The sequence below is a fragment of the Flavobacterium inviolabile genome (genome assembly GCF_013389455.1).
Lineage (GTDB): Bacteria > Bacteroidota > Bacteroidia > Flavobacteriales > Flavobacteriaceae > Flavobacterium > Flavobacterium inviolabile.
The window spans coordinates 1512863-1529866 of record NZ_CP058278.1; the positions used below are offsets into that span (position 1 = coordinate 1512863).

Below are 17004 nucleotides of genomic sequence, written 5' to 3' on the forward strand. Positions count from 1 at the left end.
GAGTTTTTTGGCTTACAGCAACTTCGATTTCATTTTCTGCAAGCGGTATTTCCGGATAAAACGGCCTTGTTCCGGAGTAACCAGATAAGCCTTTTTATGACGCCATGCCTTGAAAAAACCAACGATATAATCCACAAATAAAAGCGGCTTCTTTTTTAATAAAGCCAGCTTTAAGGAAGCAATGGCAGTAATGAAAAAACCATAACGAAGACTGTAAAAAGCTTCTCCCTGTTTGTAGCGGGCTGTTTTGTTATAGTTGGCTCCTGTAGGTTTTAAATGCTTAACCTTTAAAGTGCTGTTAGTAACAACTTTCCAGTTGTAGAATTTGCACAGCAATTCGTCAACGGTGTCCCATCCCATAGCAGGTTTTAAACCGCCTATTTGATTGAAACACGCTTTTCGGTAGGCTTTAAAAGCCCCGCGGATGTGGTCTTTATCGGTCAGGTTTTCCAATATCCAGTCGCCGTTTTTTTCAATATAGGCAAATCCGCCGGCCATGCCAACGCGTTCGTCTTTTTGGAAAGCAGCGATTATGGTTTCAAAATAATTATCGGGCAAAATTAAATCGGCGTCCAGTTTTACAAGAATGTCATAATTGTCGTCAATAACTTCCAGTCCTTTTTGAAATGCCTGGATGACTTTGCTTCCGGGTAAATGAATCGCATCCGATTTTTTTTCAATCACAGAAATCCAGGGATATTTCCGGGAAAAATCGTTTACAATTGCTTCGGTATCATCGGTTGAATTGTCATTCACCACCACCACTTTTTCGGGTAGTACTGTCTGCCCGGCTAACGATTGTAAGGTTAAAGCGATATAGGCTGCTTCATTATGTGCCGGTATAATGATATAATACCTCATTATTTTACTTTTTCAGCGTAAACAATGTAATATCTCGGCGTGAAACGGCGTAGTATAGGGCGGATTCCGATTTGTTTTACCGGATTGGTGAATTTTTGACGGTCCAGTACTTTCCAGCCTGTTTTTTCTAAAAGCCAGTCCAGCTGCCAGTCTTCAAATTCATGGTAATGTCTGTCCCACATATCTGTTTTGCTGCGATAAGCAGGTGAAAACCAAAGGCGTAACGGAATGGAAAGTACCAGTTTATCGGATTGGATGTTTTCCAGTATTGTATACGGATTCAGTAAGTGCTCGAAAATTTCAAAAGCCGTGGTAACGGTGTATTCATTTTGATGTAAAGAAGACTGATCGATGTCCAGGTCTTCCCCTGTGGTATTGGATACGCTATAACCATTTTCTTTCATGATCTTTGAAAACGGATTTTCTACTCCCAGGTCTAATATCGACTCGGAAGTAGAAATATGTTTTTGAAGGAATTCTAAAGTGTGTTTAAATCTTTTGTTCGGAAATGTTTTTTCGTACATAGTTATAATCGATAAACGAAGGCGTTTATGTTCATTCCTGCGCCTACGGATGCAAAGATAATAACATCTCCTTTATGAAGTTCCTGATTTTCAATTTTTCCTTTTACGAGTAAGTCGTACAGGGTTGGAACCGTCGCAACGCTGGAGTTTCCTAATTTGTGGATGCTCATCGGCATAATGTCTTTGGGTGTCGGTTCCTTGTACAGGCGGAAAAACCGCTGTATGATCGCCTCATCCATTTTTTCGTTTGCCTGGTGAATCAGTACTTTTTTGACCTCCGATATCGGAATGCCACTTTTGTCCAGACATTCTTTCATTGCTTTCGGTACCTGGCTTAAGGCAAACTCATATATTTTACGGCCGTACATTTTAATATAGCGTACATCCGGATCGTGTGTTTTGTTAAAAGAATTTCCGAAATACAGGAAATAAGCTTCATCATAGGTAAAGGAAGCGGTTTCGTGTCCTAAAACACCAACTTCTTCTTCTGTAGCCTCGATAACAGTAGCACCGGCGCCATCGGAATAAATCATACTGTCCCTGTCGTGTATGTCCACCACACGGGATAATGTTTCGGCTCCGATAACCAGGCATCTTTTTGCCATACCGGCTTTTATATAGGCATTTGCCTGAATAACTCCCTCAATCCAGCCCGGACATCCGAAAAGGATATCATAGGCAACACATTTGGGATTTTTAATCTTTAAGCTGTGCTTTACTCTGGAGGATAAGCTGGGTAGTATATCCGTTTGAATAGCGCCTTGTTTTACATTTCCAAAATTGTGGGCAAAGATGATGTAGTCTAAGGTTTCGGGATCGATACCGGCATCTTCAATTGCTTTTTGTGCAGCAAAATAGGCAATGTCCGAAGTTAAGAGATTGCTTTCAACATACCGGCGTTCTTCTATACCGGTTATTTCCAGGAATTTTTGAGCAACTACGTCATTTGGATATGGAAAAGGGGAGCCGTCATCGTTTAGAAACTGATGCTTTGCGAAATCCAGATTGGTTACCGTGATATCTGGGATATAACTTCCGGAACCTATTATTTTACTATTCATATGAGGAAACTTTATACTAAGTTATTGATTTTAAATACTCCCTGATAATTAAAAATTTTGTTTAAAATAATTATTACGGAATAACGGTAGAAAAGAGTGTAAAATTATCGAAAGTGAAATTAATTGTTATTTTTTTGAGAAATCTTTATCTGCATTATCGTGGCAATGGAAAGGGCGCGGGTTTTTATAAGTTCTGCGTTTTCTCCTGTAAAGTTTTCGGTGACGGTTTGATCGAAATACTGCAGCCAGGTGTTAAAATGTTCAGTGGTGAGCGATTCTTTCGCATCGAGATCCAGATGGAGCTGTAATACATTTTTTTTATAGCTTCCGGTATGTAAAAGGGTTTGTTCCCAAAAATCGGCCAAATGAGGCAGGTGTGCTTCCAGGTCTATTTTGGCAACTTCCGTGAATATATAGCTGATGCTGTCGTCTGTTAAGAGTTTGTTGTAAAACTTCCGCATTAACAGCAGTAGATCTTCTCTGTTATTAATATCATTCATCTTGTAAAGTTATTGAATCGCCACAGGAATTAAAATTAATTGACGGTCTTTTTGCGCTATAATGAGTATAGCTTACGGTTTCTGAAAATGATTTGGCAGTATAAAAAAAGCCGCTTTATCAGCGGCTCTTTTCATTTGTATTTATTCTTAGTGTTCCATGTAAGCCTCAATTGGCGCGCAGGAACAAACTAGATTTCTGTCTCCGTAAGCATCGTCTACACGACGAACAGATGGCCAGAATTTATTTTCAGCAATATATTCTAACGGATAAGCTGCTTTCTCTCTTGAATATGGGAATTCCCAACGATCAGTTGTTAGCATTGCCAGCGTGTGCGGTGCATTTTTCAATACATTGTTTGCATCGTCTGCAGTGGCTGCTTCGATTTCTTTTCTGATGGAAATCATCGCTTCACAGAAACGATCCAATTCTCCTAAATCTTCACTTTCTGTCGGTTCGATCATCAAAGTACCGGCTACCGGGAAAGAAACCGTTGGCGCATGGAAACCATAATCCATTAAACGTTTTGCAATATCGGTAACTTCAATTCCGTTTTGTTTGAAAGAACGGCAGTCCACGATCATTTCGTGAGCGGCACGACCACATTCTCCGGTGTATAAAATAGGGTAATGCTCTTCCAGACGTGCTTTCATATAGTTAGCGTTCAGGATAGCAAACTGAGTAGCCTGTTTCAGCCCTTCTGCACCTAACATCGTGATATAACCGTAAGAGATCAGACAAACCAAAGCAGAACCGAAAGGAGCTGCTGAAATAGCAGTGATAGCCTGGTTGCCGCCTGTAGCAACTACTGGGTTTGTAGGTAAGAACGGAACTAAATGTTCGGCAACACAAATTGGGCCAACACCTGGTCCACCGCCTCCGTGAGGAATCGCGAATGTTTTGTGTAAGTTAAGGTGGCAAACGTCTGCACCAATAGTAGCCGGATTGGTTAATCCAACCTGTGCATTCATATTTGCACCATCCATATATACCTGACCTCCGTTTTCGTGGATCAGTTTTGTAATTTCAATGATAGAACTTTCGTAAACACCGTGTGTAGATGGATACGTTACCATTAAACAGGATAAATTGTCTTTATGCTGAATGGCTTTTGCTCTTAAATCTTCTACATCGATATTTCCTTCCGGAGTGGTTTTGGTTACAATAATGTCCATTCCTGCCATAGCAGCAGAAGCCGGATTGGTACCGTGTGCAGAAGCCGGGATTAAACAAACATTACGGTGTCCTTCACCTCTTGAAATATGGTAAGCACGGATTGCCATTAAACCGGCATATTCTCCCTGCGCACCAGAGTTAGGTTGTAATGATGTTCCGGCAAAACCGGTTACCACGTTTAATTGTTGTTCCAGTTTTTTAAGCATGGTTAAATAGCCTTCCGCCTGATATGCCGGAGCAAAAGGGTGGATGCTGTTCCAGTTAGCCATACTTAAGGGTAACATTTCTGCAGCAGCATTTAATTTCATCGTACAGGAACCTAAAGAAATCATGGAATGATTTAACGCTAAGTCTTTACGCTCTAATTTTTTGATATAACGCATTAAAGCCGTTTCAGAATGATGGCTGTTAAATACGTCATGTTGTAAGAAAGAAGACGTTCTGATTAATTTCTCAGGGAAATGCACAGCGTTGTCTAATGTTGTTACCGTGATGGTTTCTTTTCCGGCTGCTTCAGCAAAAATAGCGATTACCAGATTGATGTCGTTTAAAGAAGTGGTTTCGTTAAAAGAGATCGAAATAGTATCAGCATCGGCATAGAAGAAGTTAACATCGTTTTTCTCAGCGATTGCTTTCACTTTGGCAGCATCGGCTTTAACAGCGATAGTGTCAAAGAAAGCAGAGTTTACCTGGCTGATGCCTAATTTTGTTAATGCATTGGCAGTTGTAGCTGCTGCTGCATGAACTTTTTCGGCAATATATTGTAATCCTTTTGGTCCGTGATATACGGCGTACATTCCGGCCATTACAGCTAATAATACCTGAGCGGTACAAATATTTGAAGTCGCTTTTTCACGTTTAATGTGTTGCTCACGTGTCTGTAAAGCCATACGAAGCGCACGGTTTCCGTTAACGTCCTGCGAAACACCGATAATACGTCCCGGCATACTACGCTTGTATTCTTCTTTAGTTGCGAAGAAAGCTGCGTGAGGTCCTCCGTAACCCATCGGGATACCAAAACGTTGTGAAGTACCCACTACCACATCAGCACCTAATTCTCCCGGAGAAGTCAGTTTTACCAAACTTAAAATATCAGCAGCAACCGCTACTTTAATTTCTTTGGATTTAGCCGTGTTAATAAAACCGGCATAATCATAAACCTGTCCGTATTTACCCGGATATTGTAATATCGCTCCGAAGAAATCTTCAGCGAAATCAAATGTTTCGTGATTACCAACAACTAATTCAATACCGATTGGCGTTGAACGTGTTTCTAAAACCGATAAGGTTTGCGGTAAAATTTCTTCTGAAACGAAGAATTTGTTGGCATTATTTTTCTTTTGATCTCTTGTTCTTACATCAAACAACAAAGCCATTGCTTCTGCTGCCGCTGTTCCTTCATCAAGAAGAGAGGCATTTGCAATTTCCATTCCTGTCAATTCAATTACAGTAGTCTGGAAATTCAATAAAGCTTCTAAACGACCCTGGGCAATTTCTGCCTGATACGGCGTATAAGCAGTGTACCATCCCGGGTTTTCGAAAATGTTTCTCTGGATAACCGGAGGAACGATAGCCGGATGATAGCCTAAACCGATATACGATTTGAATACTTTGTTTTTAGCACCCAATTGCTGGATGTGTGTCAGGTATTCGTATTCGGTTAATGCCGGGTCTAATTGTAAATCATTTTTTAAACGGATTCCGTCGGGGAAAGTTTCATAAAGTAGTTGGTCCATGTCCTTAACACCAATGGTCTTGAACATGTGTTGAAGGTCGCTCTCTCTTGGACCTAAATGTCTTAAAGCAAATGCATCTGTTCTCATCAGTTCTTATGTACTGTTTATAGGCGTTTGAAGTATCTGAAATACAAATATGTCAAACGGTAATTAAGTTGTGTATTTAAGCGAACAAAAATAGCTATTAATCTCTTAATAAAGTTCTTTTTTAACGCCATTTTTTACCGAATTTTCAACCAAATACAATAGTTGTTAACATATTGATTATTTTTGTAAGTATGCAACTACTCAAGAAATTACTTGATTTTTATATAAACGGAAGTATTCATGTTGCCTTTGCTGTTTTTGCACTGGTACAAATGACCTTTCATTTTTTTCATATTCCGTATGATAATCCAATGGCAATGTTCGCTTTTCTGGGAACCATTGTGGGCTATAATTTTGTGAAATACGATGCGTTGGCGCGTTCTAAAAAGCTGACAATGAGCAGGCAGCTCAAGGCAATAGTACTGCTTAGCGTTCTGGCTTTTGCCGGCACAATTTATTATTTCTTTTTGCTGAAAAGGCAAACGCAGCTACTGGCTTTCGGGTTCCTGCTGCTAACATTGCTGTACACACTGCCTTTCTTTCCGAAACTCGGAAATGCAAGAAACTGGGCCGGGGTTAAGATCTATATTGTTGCCTTTTGCTGGGCCGGAATTACACTGTTTCTGCCCATTTTTAATGCCGATCTGCCGCTTTCCCAAGATGTGTTTCTAAAATTCTTCCAGCGGTTTTTACTGGTCATTATCCTGATTATGATTTTTGAGATAATCGACTTAAAAAATGACGACCTTTCTTTAAAAACGGTTCCGCAGCGCCTGGGTGTTTATAAAACAAAAATGCTGAATCTGTTTTTACTCATTCCGTTTTACTGTCTCGAGTTTTTTAAAAGCGATTTTCAGATTATCCAGCTTTGGATTAACCTGATACTGATAGCGGTAATTGCCCTTTTTACCGTTTTTTCAAGTCCGAAGCGCTCGGACTATTATACTTCTTTTTGGGTAGAGAGCATCCCTGTTTTCTGGTGGATTCTCGTTTTGGCTTTTGCTTAATTAGGGAATATTCTTACTTTTTGTAGGTTTTACTTGTTTTGTTTTTAGCGTATTAATGCGCTGTTGCAGCCATTTTTATCTTGATAAGTTTGGAAGACAATAAAAACGAATAAAGTGAGCCGGTATGCACTTCAACAAAACGGGGCGGAAACTGAAAAGCCTATGAGTAAGTAAAAAAACCAAATCGAAACATTATGGAAGTAGAATTAGTATCAGTATCGGAAGGAATGGTTATCAAAGCCTTTGGCGGCGATGGCGGTTCGGAATTTGCGGCAGATTATATTCAGTCAATTGGAATATATGCCGGGAAAGAGGTAGATTCAATTACAATAAACGGAAAAAAACACGGCGGTGGCGGTGGCGGAGATGCCGGAACATTAATTTTAAGTTCTGATGAATATATCTCAGAAATAACCATCCGTTCCGGAGCGCGTATCGATAAATTAATGCTGACAACAAACAAAGGAAGAACCATCGGCGGCGGCGGCGGCGGAGGCGGAGAAACCGTTCTTAAAGGAATACGTGTAGTCGCCATTGGCGGTAAATCCGGTTCCAGAGTTGATAAATTGAGAATAACGTATGTTGAAGATTATAAGCCTTCAACACTGATTGAAAAGAGAGGCCGTTTTATTATCGGTTTTACACCACAGGGAACCGTTCTTAAAGAATATACGGAATCGACATCAAATACTTCCGACAGTTATGAGAACATTACCAGTACCATGCTTAGCCAGCAGTATAATGCCAGTGTTGAAGCCGAGTACTACGCTAAAGTGTCCTTTGCTACCGAAATCAAGTATGAAACAACGCAGTTAACCACTGTTAAAAGAGAACTTTCCACACAGCTTGTTAACCAGCAGTCGAAAGAAATTACAATTGCTCAGGGAATGGTAGGCGTTCTTTTACTGAACGGAAGCGTTATGCAGGGTTCAGACGGCGTGTACTGGATGTTTCCAAACAGCGTGCTGAGTTATGCCGTTATCGCTGTTACAGATTATCAGAATGTATTGGATCATTATGATTTAACAGGAGAGCTGTCTACGCAGATGCCGGAACTGTTGAAATATAAGACCGAAAAGAATGATTACGTTTTTTACCAAAAAGCACCCTTGCGTTAATTGATTTCCAGTTAACAACAGCTGTCATACAGCTACATATCTTAAAACCACGATGTTTATTCGTGGTTTTTGTTTTTAATTAAGGATAAGGATTTGATTCCCGGATGGTTTCTTTCCGGCATCCGTTTGTTGCTGTGAAACACCGCAACAAACGGTTATGATAATAAGGTGTTTAATTTTAAAACAAGTAAACCGGTAAATACGGAAGCGAACAGTAGAAAAAGGGCGTTCATAAAATAACTTCCGATTTTAAAATGGATTTTCTGAGGGATTTCATACATAGGATAATAGGCAATTTGTGTCGCTACTTTACCCACCCAGTAAGCCGCTATTAAGGCTGTAACAGCAAAAGCCAACCGGGTGTTTTGCTGCAGGTCTTCCCGGAGAAAGATGGTAATGATGCCAAAGGAAAAATTCAGTCCCTGTATATACCTGCCGTATGTTTTGGCAATTTCCTGGTTGAGCGGTTTGAGTTGCTTAACATCGTTGTACCAGTCAAAAACCTGATGACGGATATACGGATATATCATAGCGGTAAAAATCTGGCCTGTTCCGGCAGCTATCCATAAGCCGTCTGGTATCTGAAAGTTCATGATTTATGCTTTAAAGATTATTTTTTCCTGCTGTTGTGCCTCTCTTGCTTTTCTTTTACCTCTGAAAAAGAAATATAAATTGATGAATAACATGATGCCGAGATAAATGGCAAAACCACCTATTTTATAGCTCAACAACTCGATCAGGGTTTGATAGGTATTGTCATAAACATCCATTTCCAGGATCATAAGGGCAAAGCCAATGTTTAAAAGATAGAATCCGGTTTCGAATAATTTGTTTGTGGCTTCGGCAATTTCTTCCCGTCCTTTAAAAATGTCCAGCATGTAAATCTTTCCGTTTTTAAATAATGTTTTAGAAACATAATAGGTCAGAAATAGTGCTATGGGTAAATAAATGGCATAACCGATAATTGTTTTGGTAGTTTCCATAATTGTAAATGTTTGATGTTATTGAATTATTGCTTGAACGTAATTTTTGATTGCAAAAATGTTGATATAGTGTAAAGCCGCTAAGGTGAAAATGATAGCGGATGTTTTCAGGGCAACACTTTCAAAGAGCATTTCCAGAGAGGTTATTTTCTCCCAGTTGAGCAGTGTCATCGCGCAGTAACCAATGTTGATGAGGTAATAACCGGTTAACAGTACTTTATTGATCTGCTGGCATAATTCCTTGTGGTTGGGTAAAAGGGTTGCCACAAAAATGTTTCCGTTCTGATAGCAGATTTTACCAATCCTGACGATGATGAAGATCATGATCGCCAGAAAGAACAGGTAGGCGGGAATGTTGTAGTTCATGGTTCAGCTTTTTTTTGTTTTTTACAGTTATATCAGAACCTTCAACAAAGAATACGGATTCCGGTTGCTGGTTTGTTAGTGCTTTGAAAGCAGTACCGTAATTGCTCTCGAAATCAACATTAATGCGGTAGTTTTTTACCGGATAATAATGCCATCTGGGATGCGTCACCTCATATTCGAATGTTACTTCTTCGGTGTATCGGGTATAGCCAAAATAATGTTCGGTAATAAAATCGATTTCAGTATCCGGATCAATTTCACTGCGAAAATCATAAGCGTTTACCGCTATAGTATTCCATTTGGATTTGTTTTGCCATTCGTAGGAAACCGTGCGGATTTCGGCGTCAAGTTTGTTGGTGTGTTTAATCGGAGCAGTACTGTAATGTTCTTTATAAAGCGAATTGGCGATTAGTGTTATGGCTTTTTTAGGAACAATTTCCTTGATAAAAACCACACCCCGTTTCCATTGCCCGTTTTCAAAACGCTTTACATAGAAACGCAGGTTGATCTCGTCAAAATGGACATGATACGGAACCCGGATCCCTAAAACCCTGGTATTTCTGAACTGAAAGCCGATTAGGCTGATATAGTGTTTGTTGTTCCAGGAATCCAGTTCGGTTCCGGCGGGCAGATACTGTTGTAATACATCCGGATTGATGGTGTAATTAGCCATAATCAGGTTTTTCCATTGTGCAGTTAAGAAGTTCATAATTTATTGTATTTATTAAACTTTCAGAAAAAAATGAAACTTTTGTTTAAATTTTTTTACTTCATGATTTTGAGAACCAGTTTGGTTAACCAGTTGTCTTTGTATTCGGTGATTTTGTCCAGTACATTATCGGCTTTTAAAACAAAGTCATGCAGCTTGGTTGTCTGTTCTACAAAGTGTCTGGCTTCGGAAGATTGGATATCTTCTATAGAGGAAACCTCTTTTAAAATTTTTAAAGCAGGCTTCAGTTCCCTTTTGCTTCTTTCCTGGGAAATTTTTACCGCCAGTTCGTCCAGATCTTTTTCGGCAGTGAAAAACTCTTTACGCTCGCCGGCTTTGTATTCTTTGTATACAATTCCCCAATCAATCAGTCCTCTGAGGTTCATACTGGCATTACCTCTGGAAATCATTAATTCTTCCATAATGTCTTCCATAGAAAGCGGTTCGGAAGCAACCATCAGCAAAGCATGAATCTGGGCCATTGTTTTGTTAATGCCCCACTGAGAGCCTAAGGCGCCCCATGTTTGTACAAATTTATTTTTTGCTTCGTTGAATTCCATGAGACAAATGTATAACTAAATTTCTAAACTTTCAAAAATAATTGAAAGTTTGTTTAAAAAAATAACCCGAAATCATATCGGGTTATTGTAAATTATAGTAATCCGGCTCTTTTTAACAGGGCTTCCGGTTTTGGTTCCTGTCCTCTGAAATTTTTATACAATGTCATCGGATGGTCCGTTCCGCCTTGCGACAGGATATTGTCTTTGAATTTTTGGGCAACTTCACGGTTGAAAATTCCCTGTTCCTGGAAATAAGCAAATGCATCGGCATCCAGTACTTCAGCCCATTTGTAGCTGTAATACCCGGAAGAATATCCGCCCTGGAAGATGTGCGAAAAGGCAGTACTCATGACATTTTCGGCTACGTCCGGATATAATTTTGTGGAAGCAAACTGTTCGTTTTCAAAAGCTTTGATGTTCGTAACAGCCGATGGGTCCTGACCGTGCCATCCCATGTCTAATAAACCGAAGCTTAGCTGACGCAGGGTTGCCATTCCTTCCAGAAAGCTGGCGCTTTCCTTTATTTTTTCAACATATTCCATCGGGATAATAGCGCCGGTCTGGTAATGTCTGGCAAATAAAGCCAAAGCTTCCGGTTCGTAGCACCAGTTTTCCATTACCTGACTTGGTAATTCCACGAAATCCCAGAAAACACTGGTTCCGGAAAGACTCGGGTAGGTAGTGTTGGCTAACATTCCGTGTAGGGCATGCCCGAATTCATGGAATAAAGTTGTCACTTCGTTAAACGTCAGCAATGATGGCTTGGTTCCGGTTGGTTTTGTAAAATTACAAACGATGGACACATGCGGCCGTTCATTTTTTCCGTTTTGTATGTATTGCGGTTTAAAGGAAGTCATCCATGCTCCGTTGCGTTTTCCTTTTCTCGGGAAGAAATCGGCATAAAATACCGCTACTAAATTTCCTTCAAAATCGGTTACCTCGAATGTCTGTACTTCTTCATGGTATTTGTCAATATCGGATACTTCTTTAAAAGTGATGCCAAATAATTTTCCGGCCACTTCAAAAGCACCGTTCAGGACGTTTTCCAATTGGAAATACGGTTTTAATTTTTCGTCATCCAGATTGAAAAGCTCCTGTTTTAATTTTTCAGCATAATAAGCGCCGTCCCATTTTTCCAGGTGGTCAATGGCATCCAGTTGTTTGGCAAAATTGGTTAACTGCGCAAATTCTTTTTCGGCAGCCGGTTTTGCTTTTGTCAGTAAGTCGGTCAGGAACGTTTTTACTTTTGCCGGATTTTGAGCCATTCTTTCTTCCAGAACAAAATGGGCATGTGTTTCATAACCCAGTAAATTGGCTCTTTCGTGTCTTAGATTGGCAATACGGATCACGATTTCCTGATTGTCATACGGATTGTTCTGGAAACCTTTGCTTCCAAAAGCGATTGCAATTTGTCTGCGCAGTTCCCGGTTGTCTGCATAGGTTACAAACGGCAGGTAACTCGGATGGTCTAATGTAAAGATCCAGCCTTCTTTGTCGTGACTTTTTGCAAGGGCATGTGCCGCTTCTATCGTTCCTTCCGGTAAACCTTTTAAATCACTTTCGCTGGTAATGTGCAGTTCGTAGTTGTTGGTTTCTGCCAGTACGTTTTCACCGAATGTAAGCGATAGTTTGGCTAATTCGGCATCGATTTCCCGTAAACGTGTTTTTTTGTCTTCTGCCAATAAAGCACCGTTTCTGGAAAATCCTTTATATTTTTTAGTTAAAAGCGTATGTTGTTCTGTGGTAAGATTCAGGCTGTCAATTTGTGCATAAACGGCTTTTACTCTATCGAATAAAGCGACATTTAACGTAATGTCATTGCTGAAAGCTGTTAAAAGCGGCGATACTTCCTGTGCAATTTTCTGCATTTCGTCACTTGTTTCTGCCGAGTTCAGGTTAAAGAAAACAGATGATAAGCGGTCCAGTGTTTCACCGGCATAATCCAGAGCTGCAATAGTATTTTCAAACGTTTCCGGTTCCGGGTTATTGGTAATGCTGTTTATCTCTTCACGGGCAAGTGCAATACTTTCGGTAAAAGCAGCGGCATAATCGGCTGTTTTTATTTTTGAGAAAGGCGCAGTATTGTGTTTTGTATTGAATTTTTCTGTTAAAATGCTCATATATAGTTTGTTGTTGTTTTTAAACGTGTTATTTTTGTAAAACATATTCCAATTGCAAATAACCCTTTTTTAATCCAAATCAAAACTGAACAAAAAAATTGACTGGTACTTTTGTATCGGTTTTGCCCCAAAGAAGCTCTGACCACAAGAGCTTTTTTTTATTTGTTTAGATTCTCAGATGCCTTTAAAACGGCTTGTTTTAAACCTTCTTTATAACCGGAAATTTTGTCCTGTATGTTTTTATCATGACTGCCGATAATTTGCGCGGCTAAAATCCCGGCATTTTTGGCACCGTTTAAAGCTACGGTTGCCACCGGAACACCGCCCGGCATTTGCAGAATGGATAAAACGCTGTCCCAGCCATCAATAGAATTGCTGGATTTAACCGGTACGCCAATTACGGGTAGCGGCGACATGGAAGCAACCATTCCCGGTAAGTGTGCAGCACCTCCGGCACCGGCTATAATTACGGCGATACCTCTTTTATGGGCATGGGTACTGAAATCAAAAAGTTTTTCCGGTGTGCGGTGTGCCGACACGATATCGACTTCCGTTTCAATTCCGAATTCTTTTAAAATATCGATGGCATCCTGCATTACCGGCATATCCGAAATGCTTCCCATTATAATGGCTACTTTACTCATTGGTGTGTGTTGTTTTTTTGTCTATTGCTGACTAATTACTTTTATGGTGTTTTTTACTTCCTCGGCAATTTTCCGGGCTTTGGCAATGTCTTCATTAACGATCGTTACGTGGCCCATTTTCCGGAACGGACGGGTTTCTCGTTTTCCGTAAATATGCGGAGTTACACCGTCAATGGCTAATATTTTGTCAATATTCTGGTAAACTACCGGGCCGGAAAAACCTTCTTCGCCTACTAAATTAACCATAATTCCGGCTGCTTTGCTGTTGGTATTGCCTAATGGCAGGTCCAAAATAGCGCGGATGTGCTGTTCAAATTGGGAAGTATAGCTGGCTTCAATGGAGTAGTGACCGGAATTGTGCGGTCTTGGTGCTACTTCATTGACCAATATGTCGTCGTTTTTGGTCTGGAACATTTCTACGGCAAGTAAGCCTACATGGTTGAATTTTTCCGAAACCTGTAAAGCGATTTCCCGGGCTTTACGGGCAACTTCTTCGTCAATGCGCGCCGGGCAGATCACATATTCCACCTGGTTGGCTTCCGGGTGAAATTCCATTTCCACAACAGGATAGGTTTTAATTGCTCCCGAAGGATTGCGGGTGACAATCACTGCCAGTTCATTTTTAAAAGGGACCATTTGTTCGGCAATACATTCCGTATCGGGTAAATCGAGAACATCCATAGTAGAACGGATGATCTTTACTCCGTTGCCATCATAGCCAAATTGGGCACTTTTCCATACGAAAGGCAATTCCAGTTCGTCGTTTTCCAATGCCTTTGCCAGTGCATTCTTGTCTACAAAACGCTGGTGTGGTGAGGTCGGAATACCATTGGCGAAGTAAAAATCTTTCTGTCTTCCTTTATTTTGGATCAGGCGCAGTGTTTTTGGAGAAGGATAAACTTTTAGTCCCTCTGTTTCCAATTGATCTAAAGCGTCCAGATTGACATTCTCAATTTCGATGGTGAGCAGGTCAACCAACTGGCCAAATTTGTAAACCGTATCGAAGTCCATCAGGTCACCCTGGAAAAACCGGGTAGCTCCAAATTGGCATGGTGCTTCCGGACTCGGGTCCAATACATAGGTTTGAATATCGAATTTCCGGGTTTCAGACAAAAGCATTTTGCCTAATTGTCCGCCGCCTAAAATTCCTAATTTAAAATCGGAAGAAAAATAATTCATTGTGTTGTTGTTTGTTGTGCAAAGATACTTATCAAAAGATAAAACACAATTGATAATTTTTGTTTTTGATCCGGATACTATTTTTTGAAAGAAATGTTTTAAAAACATGTATAATGTTTGATTTGTGACAAAATCCAATTAATGGGTTGTTTTTTAACAATTTAATTGTAGGGTAATTATAAATATTGTAAATTGTGCTAACGTTTAATCAAAAAAGCACATATTATGATTAAAAAACTACTTTATGGACTAGTACTTGCTCCATTGTTTAGCTATGGGCAGTTCTTACAAAATTTTGACGCAGGAACAACGATTCCTGCCGGTTGGACAGTTGCTAACGGTGGTGATACCGGAACCTGGCAAATTATCGATTTCGCTTCTTCAACAACGCTTACAGCACACAGCGGCACGAATGCGGCCGGAATCAGATACGGATCCACAGCCCACGATGATTATTTGATTACACCGGCTATTACGGTTACAGCAGGTGTATCGGACTTCCTGACTTTTTGGGGAAGAAGCAGAGATCCGCTTTTTCCGGAGGTAATTAGTGTGAAAATATCTACAACAGGAACAGCTCCGGCTAATTTTACAATAGTATTGGATCCTAACGTAGCACCATCCAGCGGCGCTTCTTTCTATAAATACCAATATGACTTAACACCTTATATAGGACAAACCATTTATGTTGGTTTCTATTCTTCAACAACAGACATGTTCTATTTTGATATTGATGATGTTGAGGTAACGGCTTTACCGGCTTGTTTGGCGCCAACCAATCCTTTGGTTGCAGGAGTTACTTCTCAAACAGCTGATTTGTCGTGGACAGCCGCTACTGGAAATTTCCAGGTACAATACGGTGCACCGGGATTTACGGCAGGATCAGGAACGGCAGCTCCTCCTGTGGTTGGGGCAACTACTACTACTTTAAGCGGCTTAACAGCTAATACTGCCTATGAGTATTATGTGAGAAGAGATTGCGGAAGTGGAACATACAGTGCCTGGGTTGGTCCTAAAGCATTTACAACAAGTTGTGCTTCGGTAACGGCATTTCCATTTACGGAAGGTTTTGATAACGCAACGATTCCTTCCTGCTGGAGTAATGAAACGATTTCGGGTACTGCAAACTGGACCTATGTTACTGCAAACGGAAATAGTTCTATTACACCAAGAACCGGAGCGCGAATGGCTGAATTCAGAACAGCGACTACCGGTAATAAAACAAAACTGGTTTCGCCTCCATTGGATTTAACAGGAGTGGCGAGCCCTCAGTTGGATTTCTATTATGCAAATGTTAACTGGTTTGGTGATATCGACGAATTAAGAGTGTATTACAAAACAAGTGCAGGCGGATCATGGGTACAGTTAGGGACTGATTATATTACTGAACATACAGCCTGGACTCAGGTAACATTACCATTACCAAATCCATCGGCAACATATTTCATTGCTTTTGAAGGAACTTCAAATTGGGCAAGAGGTCTGAACCTTGATGATGTAACGGTTAGCAGTTCTTTAGCGAATGCCAGCTTTACAGAAGCAGCTTTCAGAGCTTATCCGAACCCGGTTAAAAATGCGTTGAATTTAGCGTATAATGAGACGATTTCTTCCGTTGAGATTTATAACCTTTTAGGGCAAAAAGTTTTGGCTCAAAAAGTAAATCTTTCTGAAACACAAATCGATATGAGCAATCTTTCAGCAGGTAATTATTTGGTGAAAGTTTATGCCGGTGATTTAGTGAAAACAATTAAGATCATTAAAGAATAATCCGGACAATTGATCGGGAATATAAAGGCAGCTCTTAGAGCTGCCTTTGTTTTTTTAGATTTTCTTTAAAATCCTTTTGGCTACACTTTTATAGGCAGGTGTGTGGTTCGGGAAATCCTGGGATAAGATCTGTTTTAATTCCGGATAGACCCATGCCTCCGTTTTGCCAATGAGGTATAAGGTTTGGATGGCATAGGCTTTTGAGGCTACTTTCATATCGTTGATCAGCCAGTCAAAGCAGGTTTCGGTGATTTTCTGAAGATTGTCCTGTGATAAAACAGGCTGCTTTTTATGGTTGTAGGTAACTAAAAACAGTACAATTTTGGATACCGGGCGAATGGCGCTGTCGTTCGTGAACTTATTGATGGTTTCGCAGAAAATGTTGGTGTACGGAAAGATAAAATCCAGTTTTTGTTCTAAAACCAGTTCCATGACCCAGCAGGCTCTGTGGTGGTTTTTGTCTTTCAGATTGATGGCTAACGAAAATAAATCGCTGAATAAACCGGGATTTTCAAACAGGTAAGCGGTGTTTTGTTCCCTGCTGGCACGATGTGCGGTGCTGTTCGCAATTTTAGTATAGAAAATTTCGTTCATTTTTTTCTAAGAAT

At 40.3% G+C, this 17004-nt stretch carries 17 protein-coding genes; 3 read left to right on the forward strand and 14 right to left on the reverse strand.

What is annotated here, in order from left to right; all coding sequences use genetic code 11:
* Window positions 1-12: 12 nt before the first annotated feature.
* From HW120_RS06580 to gcvP, 5 genes are all read right to left on the reverse strand, one after another.
* Window positions 13-861: a glycosyltransferase gene (locus HW120_RS06580; RefSeq protein ID WP_177732317.1), complete on the reverse strand. Its 849-nt coding sequence runs from the start codon at window positions 859-861 to the stop codon at window positions 13-15.
* Window positions 861-1385, reverse strand: coding sequence for a methyltransferase (locus tag HW120_RS06585; RefSeq protein WP_177732319.1), 525 nt, complete (start codon window positions 1383-1385; stop codon window positions 861-863). The genes HW120_RS06580 and HW120_RS06585 overlap by 1 nt, the downstream gene beginning before the upstream one ends.
* A gap of 2 nt (window positions 1386-1387) precedes the next feature.
* Entirely contained in the window at window positions 1388-2446 is a 1059-nt protein-coding gene (locus tag HW120_RS06590) for a 3-oxoacyl-ACP synthase III family protein (RefSeq protein ID WP_177732322.1), read from the reverse strand.
* 119 nt (window positions 2447-2565) lie between these two features.
* The gene (locus tag HW120_RS06595; protein ID WP_177732325.1) at window positions 2566-2946 is read right to left on the reverse strand and encodes a group III truncated hemoglobin; all 381 of its coding nucleotides are present in this window, start codon (window positions 2944-2946) and stop codon (window positions 2566-2568) included.
* A gap of 147 nt (window positions 2947-3093) precedes the next feature.
* Complete coding sequence (gene gcvP / locus HW120_RS06600; RefSeq protein ID WP_177732328.1) at window positions 3094-5943, reverse strand: aminomethyl-transferring glycine dehydrogenase; 2850 nt, start codon at window positions 5941-5943, stop codon at window positions 3094-3096.
* A gap of 191 nt (window positions 5944-6134) precedes the next feature.
* On the opposite strand from gcvP, the gene HW120_RS06605 reads away from it, so the two are divergent.
* Together HW120_RS06605 and HW120_RS06610 are read left to right on the forward strand one after the other, a co-directional pair.
* On the forward strand, window positions 6135-6950 hold the full coding sequence (locus tag HW120_RS06605) for a UbiA prenyltransferase family protein (protein ID WP_177732331.1): 816 nt from the start codon (window positions 6135-6137) through the stop codon (window positions 6948-6950).
* A gap of 194 nt (window positions 6951-7144) precedes the next feature.
* The gene (locus HW120_RS06610; RefSeq protein WP_177732334.1) at window positions 7145-8068 is read left to right on the forward strand and encodes a jacalin-like lectin; all 924 of its coding nucleotides are present in this window, start codon (window positions 7145-7147) and stop codon (window positions 8066-8068) included.
* A 155-nt stretch (window positions 8069-8223) separates the two neighbouring features.
* Here the strand turns inward: HW120_RS06610 and HW120_RS06615 are convergent, their stop codons facing one another.
* The 8 genes from HW120_RS06615 to HW120_RS06650 all read right to left on the reverse strand — a co-directional run bounded on the left by HW120_RS06615 (window position 8224) and on the right by HW120_RS06650 (window position 14629).
* Window positions 8224-8661, reverse strand: a complete 438-nt coding sequence (locus tag HW120_RS06615; protein WP_177732337.1) for a hypothetical protein — start codon at window positions 8659-8661, stop codon at window positions 8224-8226.
* A 3-nt stretch (window positions 8662-8664) separates the two neighbouring features.
* The gene (locus tag HW120_RS06620) at window positions 8665-9051 is read right to left on the reverse strand and encodes a hypothetical protein (protein ID WP_177732340.1); all 387 of its coding nucleotides are present in this window, start codon (window positions 9049-9051) and stop codon (window positions 8665-8667) included.
* A gap of 18 nt (window positions 9052-9069) precedes the next feature.
* The gene (locus HW120_RS06625; RefSeq protein WP_177732344.1) at window positions 9070-9417 is read right to left on the reverse strand and encodes a hypothetical protein; all 348 of its coding nucleotides are present in this window, start codon (window positions 9415-9417) and stop codon (window positions 9070-9072) included.
* The gene (locus HW120_RS06630; RefSeq protein ID WP_177732347.1) at window positions 9347-10126 is read right to left on the reverse strand and encodes a YqjF family protein; all 780 of its coding nucleotides are present in this window, start codon (window positions 10124-10126) and stop codon (window positions 9347-9349) included. Before HW120_RS06630 ends, HW120_RS06625 begins: the two co-directional genes overlap by 71 nt.
* Window positions 10127-10182: 56 nt before the next feature.
* Window positions 10183-10686: a GbsR/MarR family transcriptional regulator gene (locus HW120_RS06635; protein ID WP_177732350.1), complete on the reverse strand. Its 504-nt coding sequence runs from the start codon at window positions 10684-10686 to the stop codon at window positions 10183-10185.
* 92 nt (window positions 10687-10778) lie between these two features.
* Window positions 10779-12806 (reverse strand): M3 family metallopeptidase, encoded by a 2028-nt coding sequence (locus HW120_RS06640; RefSeq protein WP_177732352.1) that lies wholly within the window; start codon window positions 12804-12806, stop codon window positions 10779-10781.
* Between the two features lie 158 nt (window positions 12807-12964).
* Window positions 12965-13450: a 5-(carboxyamino)imidazole ribonucleotide mutase gene (gene purE, locus HW120_RS06645; RefSeq protein WP_177732355.1), complete on the reverse strand. Its 486-nt coding sequence runs from the start codon at window positions 13448-13450 to the stop codon at window positions 12965-12967.
* A gap of 21 nt (window positions 13451-13471) precedes the next feature.
* Window positions 13472-14629 carry a 5-(carboxyamino)imidazole ribonucleotide synthase gene (locus tag HW120_RS06650; RefSeq protein WP_177732358.1) on the reverse strand — a complete coding sequence of 386 codons (1158 nt, stop codon included), beginning with the start codon at window positions 14627-14629 and terminating at the stop codon, window positions 13472-13474.
* A gap of 225 nt (window positions 14630-14854) precedes the next feature.
* Here HW120_RS06650 and HW120_RS06655 point away from each other — a divergent pair, with 225 nt between their 5' ends.
* Complete coding sequence (locus HW120_RS06655) at window positions 14855-16396, forward strand: T9SS-dependent choice-of-anchor J family protein (protein WP_177732363.1); 1542 nt, start codon at window positions 14855-14857, stop codon at window positions 16394-16396.
* Window positions 16397-16450: 54 nt separating this feature from the next.
* Here HW120_RS06655 and HW120_RS06660 read toward each other — a convergent pair whose 3' ends face one another.
* Entirely contained in the window at window positions 16451-16990 is a 540-nt protein-coding gene (locus tag HW120_RS06660) for a hypothetical protein (protein WP_177732366.1), read from the reverse strand.
* Between the last annotated feature and the right edge of the window lie 14 nt (window positions 16991-17004).

Bases quoted from the DNA above. Each gene is read 5' to 3' on its own strand.
- HW120_RS06580 (WP_177732317.1), bottom strand. From the start codon at position 861: ATGAGGTATTATATCATTATACCGGCACATAATGAAGCAGCCTATATC.
- HW120_RS06585 (WP_177732319.1), bottom strand. From the start codon at position 1,385: ATGTACGAAAAAACATTTCCGAACAAAAGATTTAAACACACTTTAGAA.
- HW120_RS06590 (WP_177732322.1), bottom strand. From the start codon at position 2,446: ATGAATAGTAAAATAATAGGTTCCGGAAGTTATATCCCAGATATCACG.
- HW120_RS06595 (WP_177732325.1), bottom strand. From the start codon at position 2,946: ATGAATGATATTAATAACAGAGAAGATCTACTGCTGTTAATGCGGAAG.
- gcvP (WP_177732328.1), bottom strand. From the start codon at position 5,943: ATGAGAACAGATGCATTTGCTTTAAGACATTTAGGTCCAAGAGAGAGC.
- HW120_RS06605 (WP_177732331.1), top strand. From the start codon at position 6,135: ATGCAACTACTCAAGAAATTACTTGATTTTTATATAAACGGAAGTATT.
- HW120_RS06610 (WP_177732334.1), top strand. From the start codon at position 7,145: ATGGAAGTAGAATTAGTATCAGTATCGGAAGGAATGGTTATCAAAGCC.
- HW120_RS06615 (WP_177732337.1), bottom strand. From the start codon at position 8,661: ATGAACTTTCAGATACCAGACGGCTTATGGATAGCTGCCGGAACAGGC.
- HW120_RS06620 (WP_177732340.1), bottom strand. From the start codon at position 9,051: ATGGAAACTACCAAAACAATTATCGGTTATGCCATTTATTTACCCATA.
- HW120_RS06625 (WP_177732344.1), bottom strand. From the start codon at position 9,417: ATGAACTACAACATTCCCGCCTACCTGTTCTTTCTGGCGATCATGATC.
- HW120_RS06630 (WP_177732347.1), bottom strand. From the start codon at position 10,126: ATGAACTTCTTAACTGCACAATGGAAAAACCTGATTATGGCTAATTAC.
- HW120_RS06635 (WP_177732350.1), bottom strand. From the start codon at position 10,686: ATGGAATTCAACGAAGCAAAAAATAAATTTGTACAAACATGGGGCGCC.
- HW120_RS06640 (WP_177732352.1), bottom strand. From the start codon at position 12,806: ATGAGCATTTTAACAGAAAAATTCAATACAAAACACAATACTGCGCCT.
- purE (WP_177732355.1), bottom strand. From the start codon at position 13,450: ATGAGTAAAGTAGCCATTATAATGGGAAGCATTTCGGATATGCCGGTA.
- HW120_RS06650 (WP_177732358.1), bottom strand. From the start codon at position 14,629: ATGAATTATTTTTCTTCCGATTTTAAATTAGGAATTTTAGGCGGCGGA.
- HW120_RS06655 (WP_177732363.1), top strand. From the start codon at position 14,855: ATGATTAAAAAACTACTTTATGGACTAGTACTTGCTCCATTGTTTAGC.
- HW120_RS06660 (WP_177732366.1), bottom strand. From the start codon at position 16,990: ATGAACGAAATTTTCTATACTAAAATTGCGAACAGCACCGCACATCGT.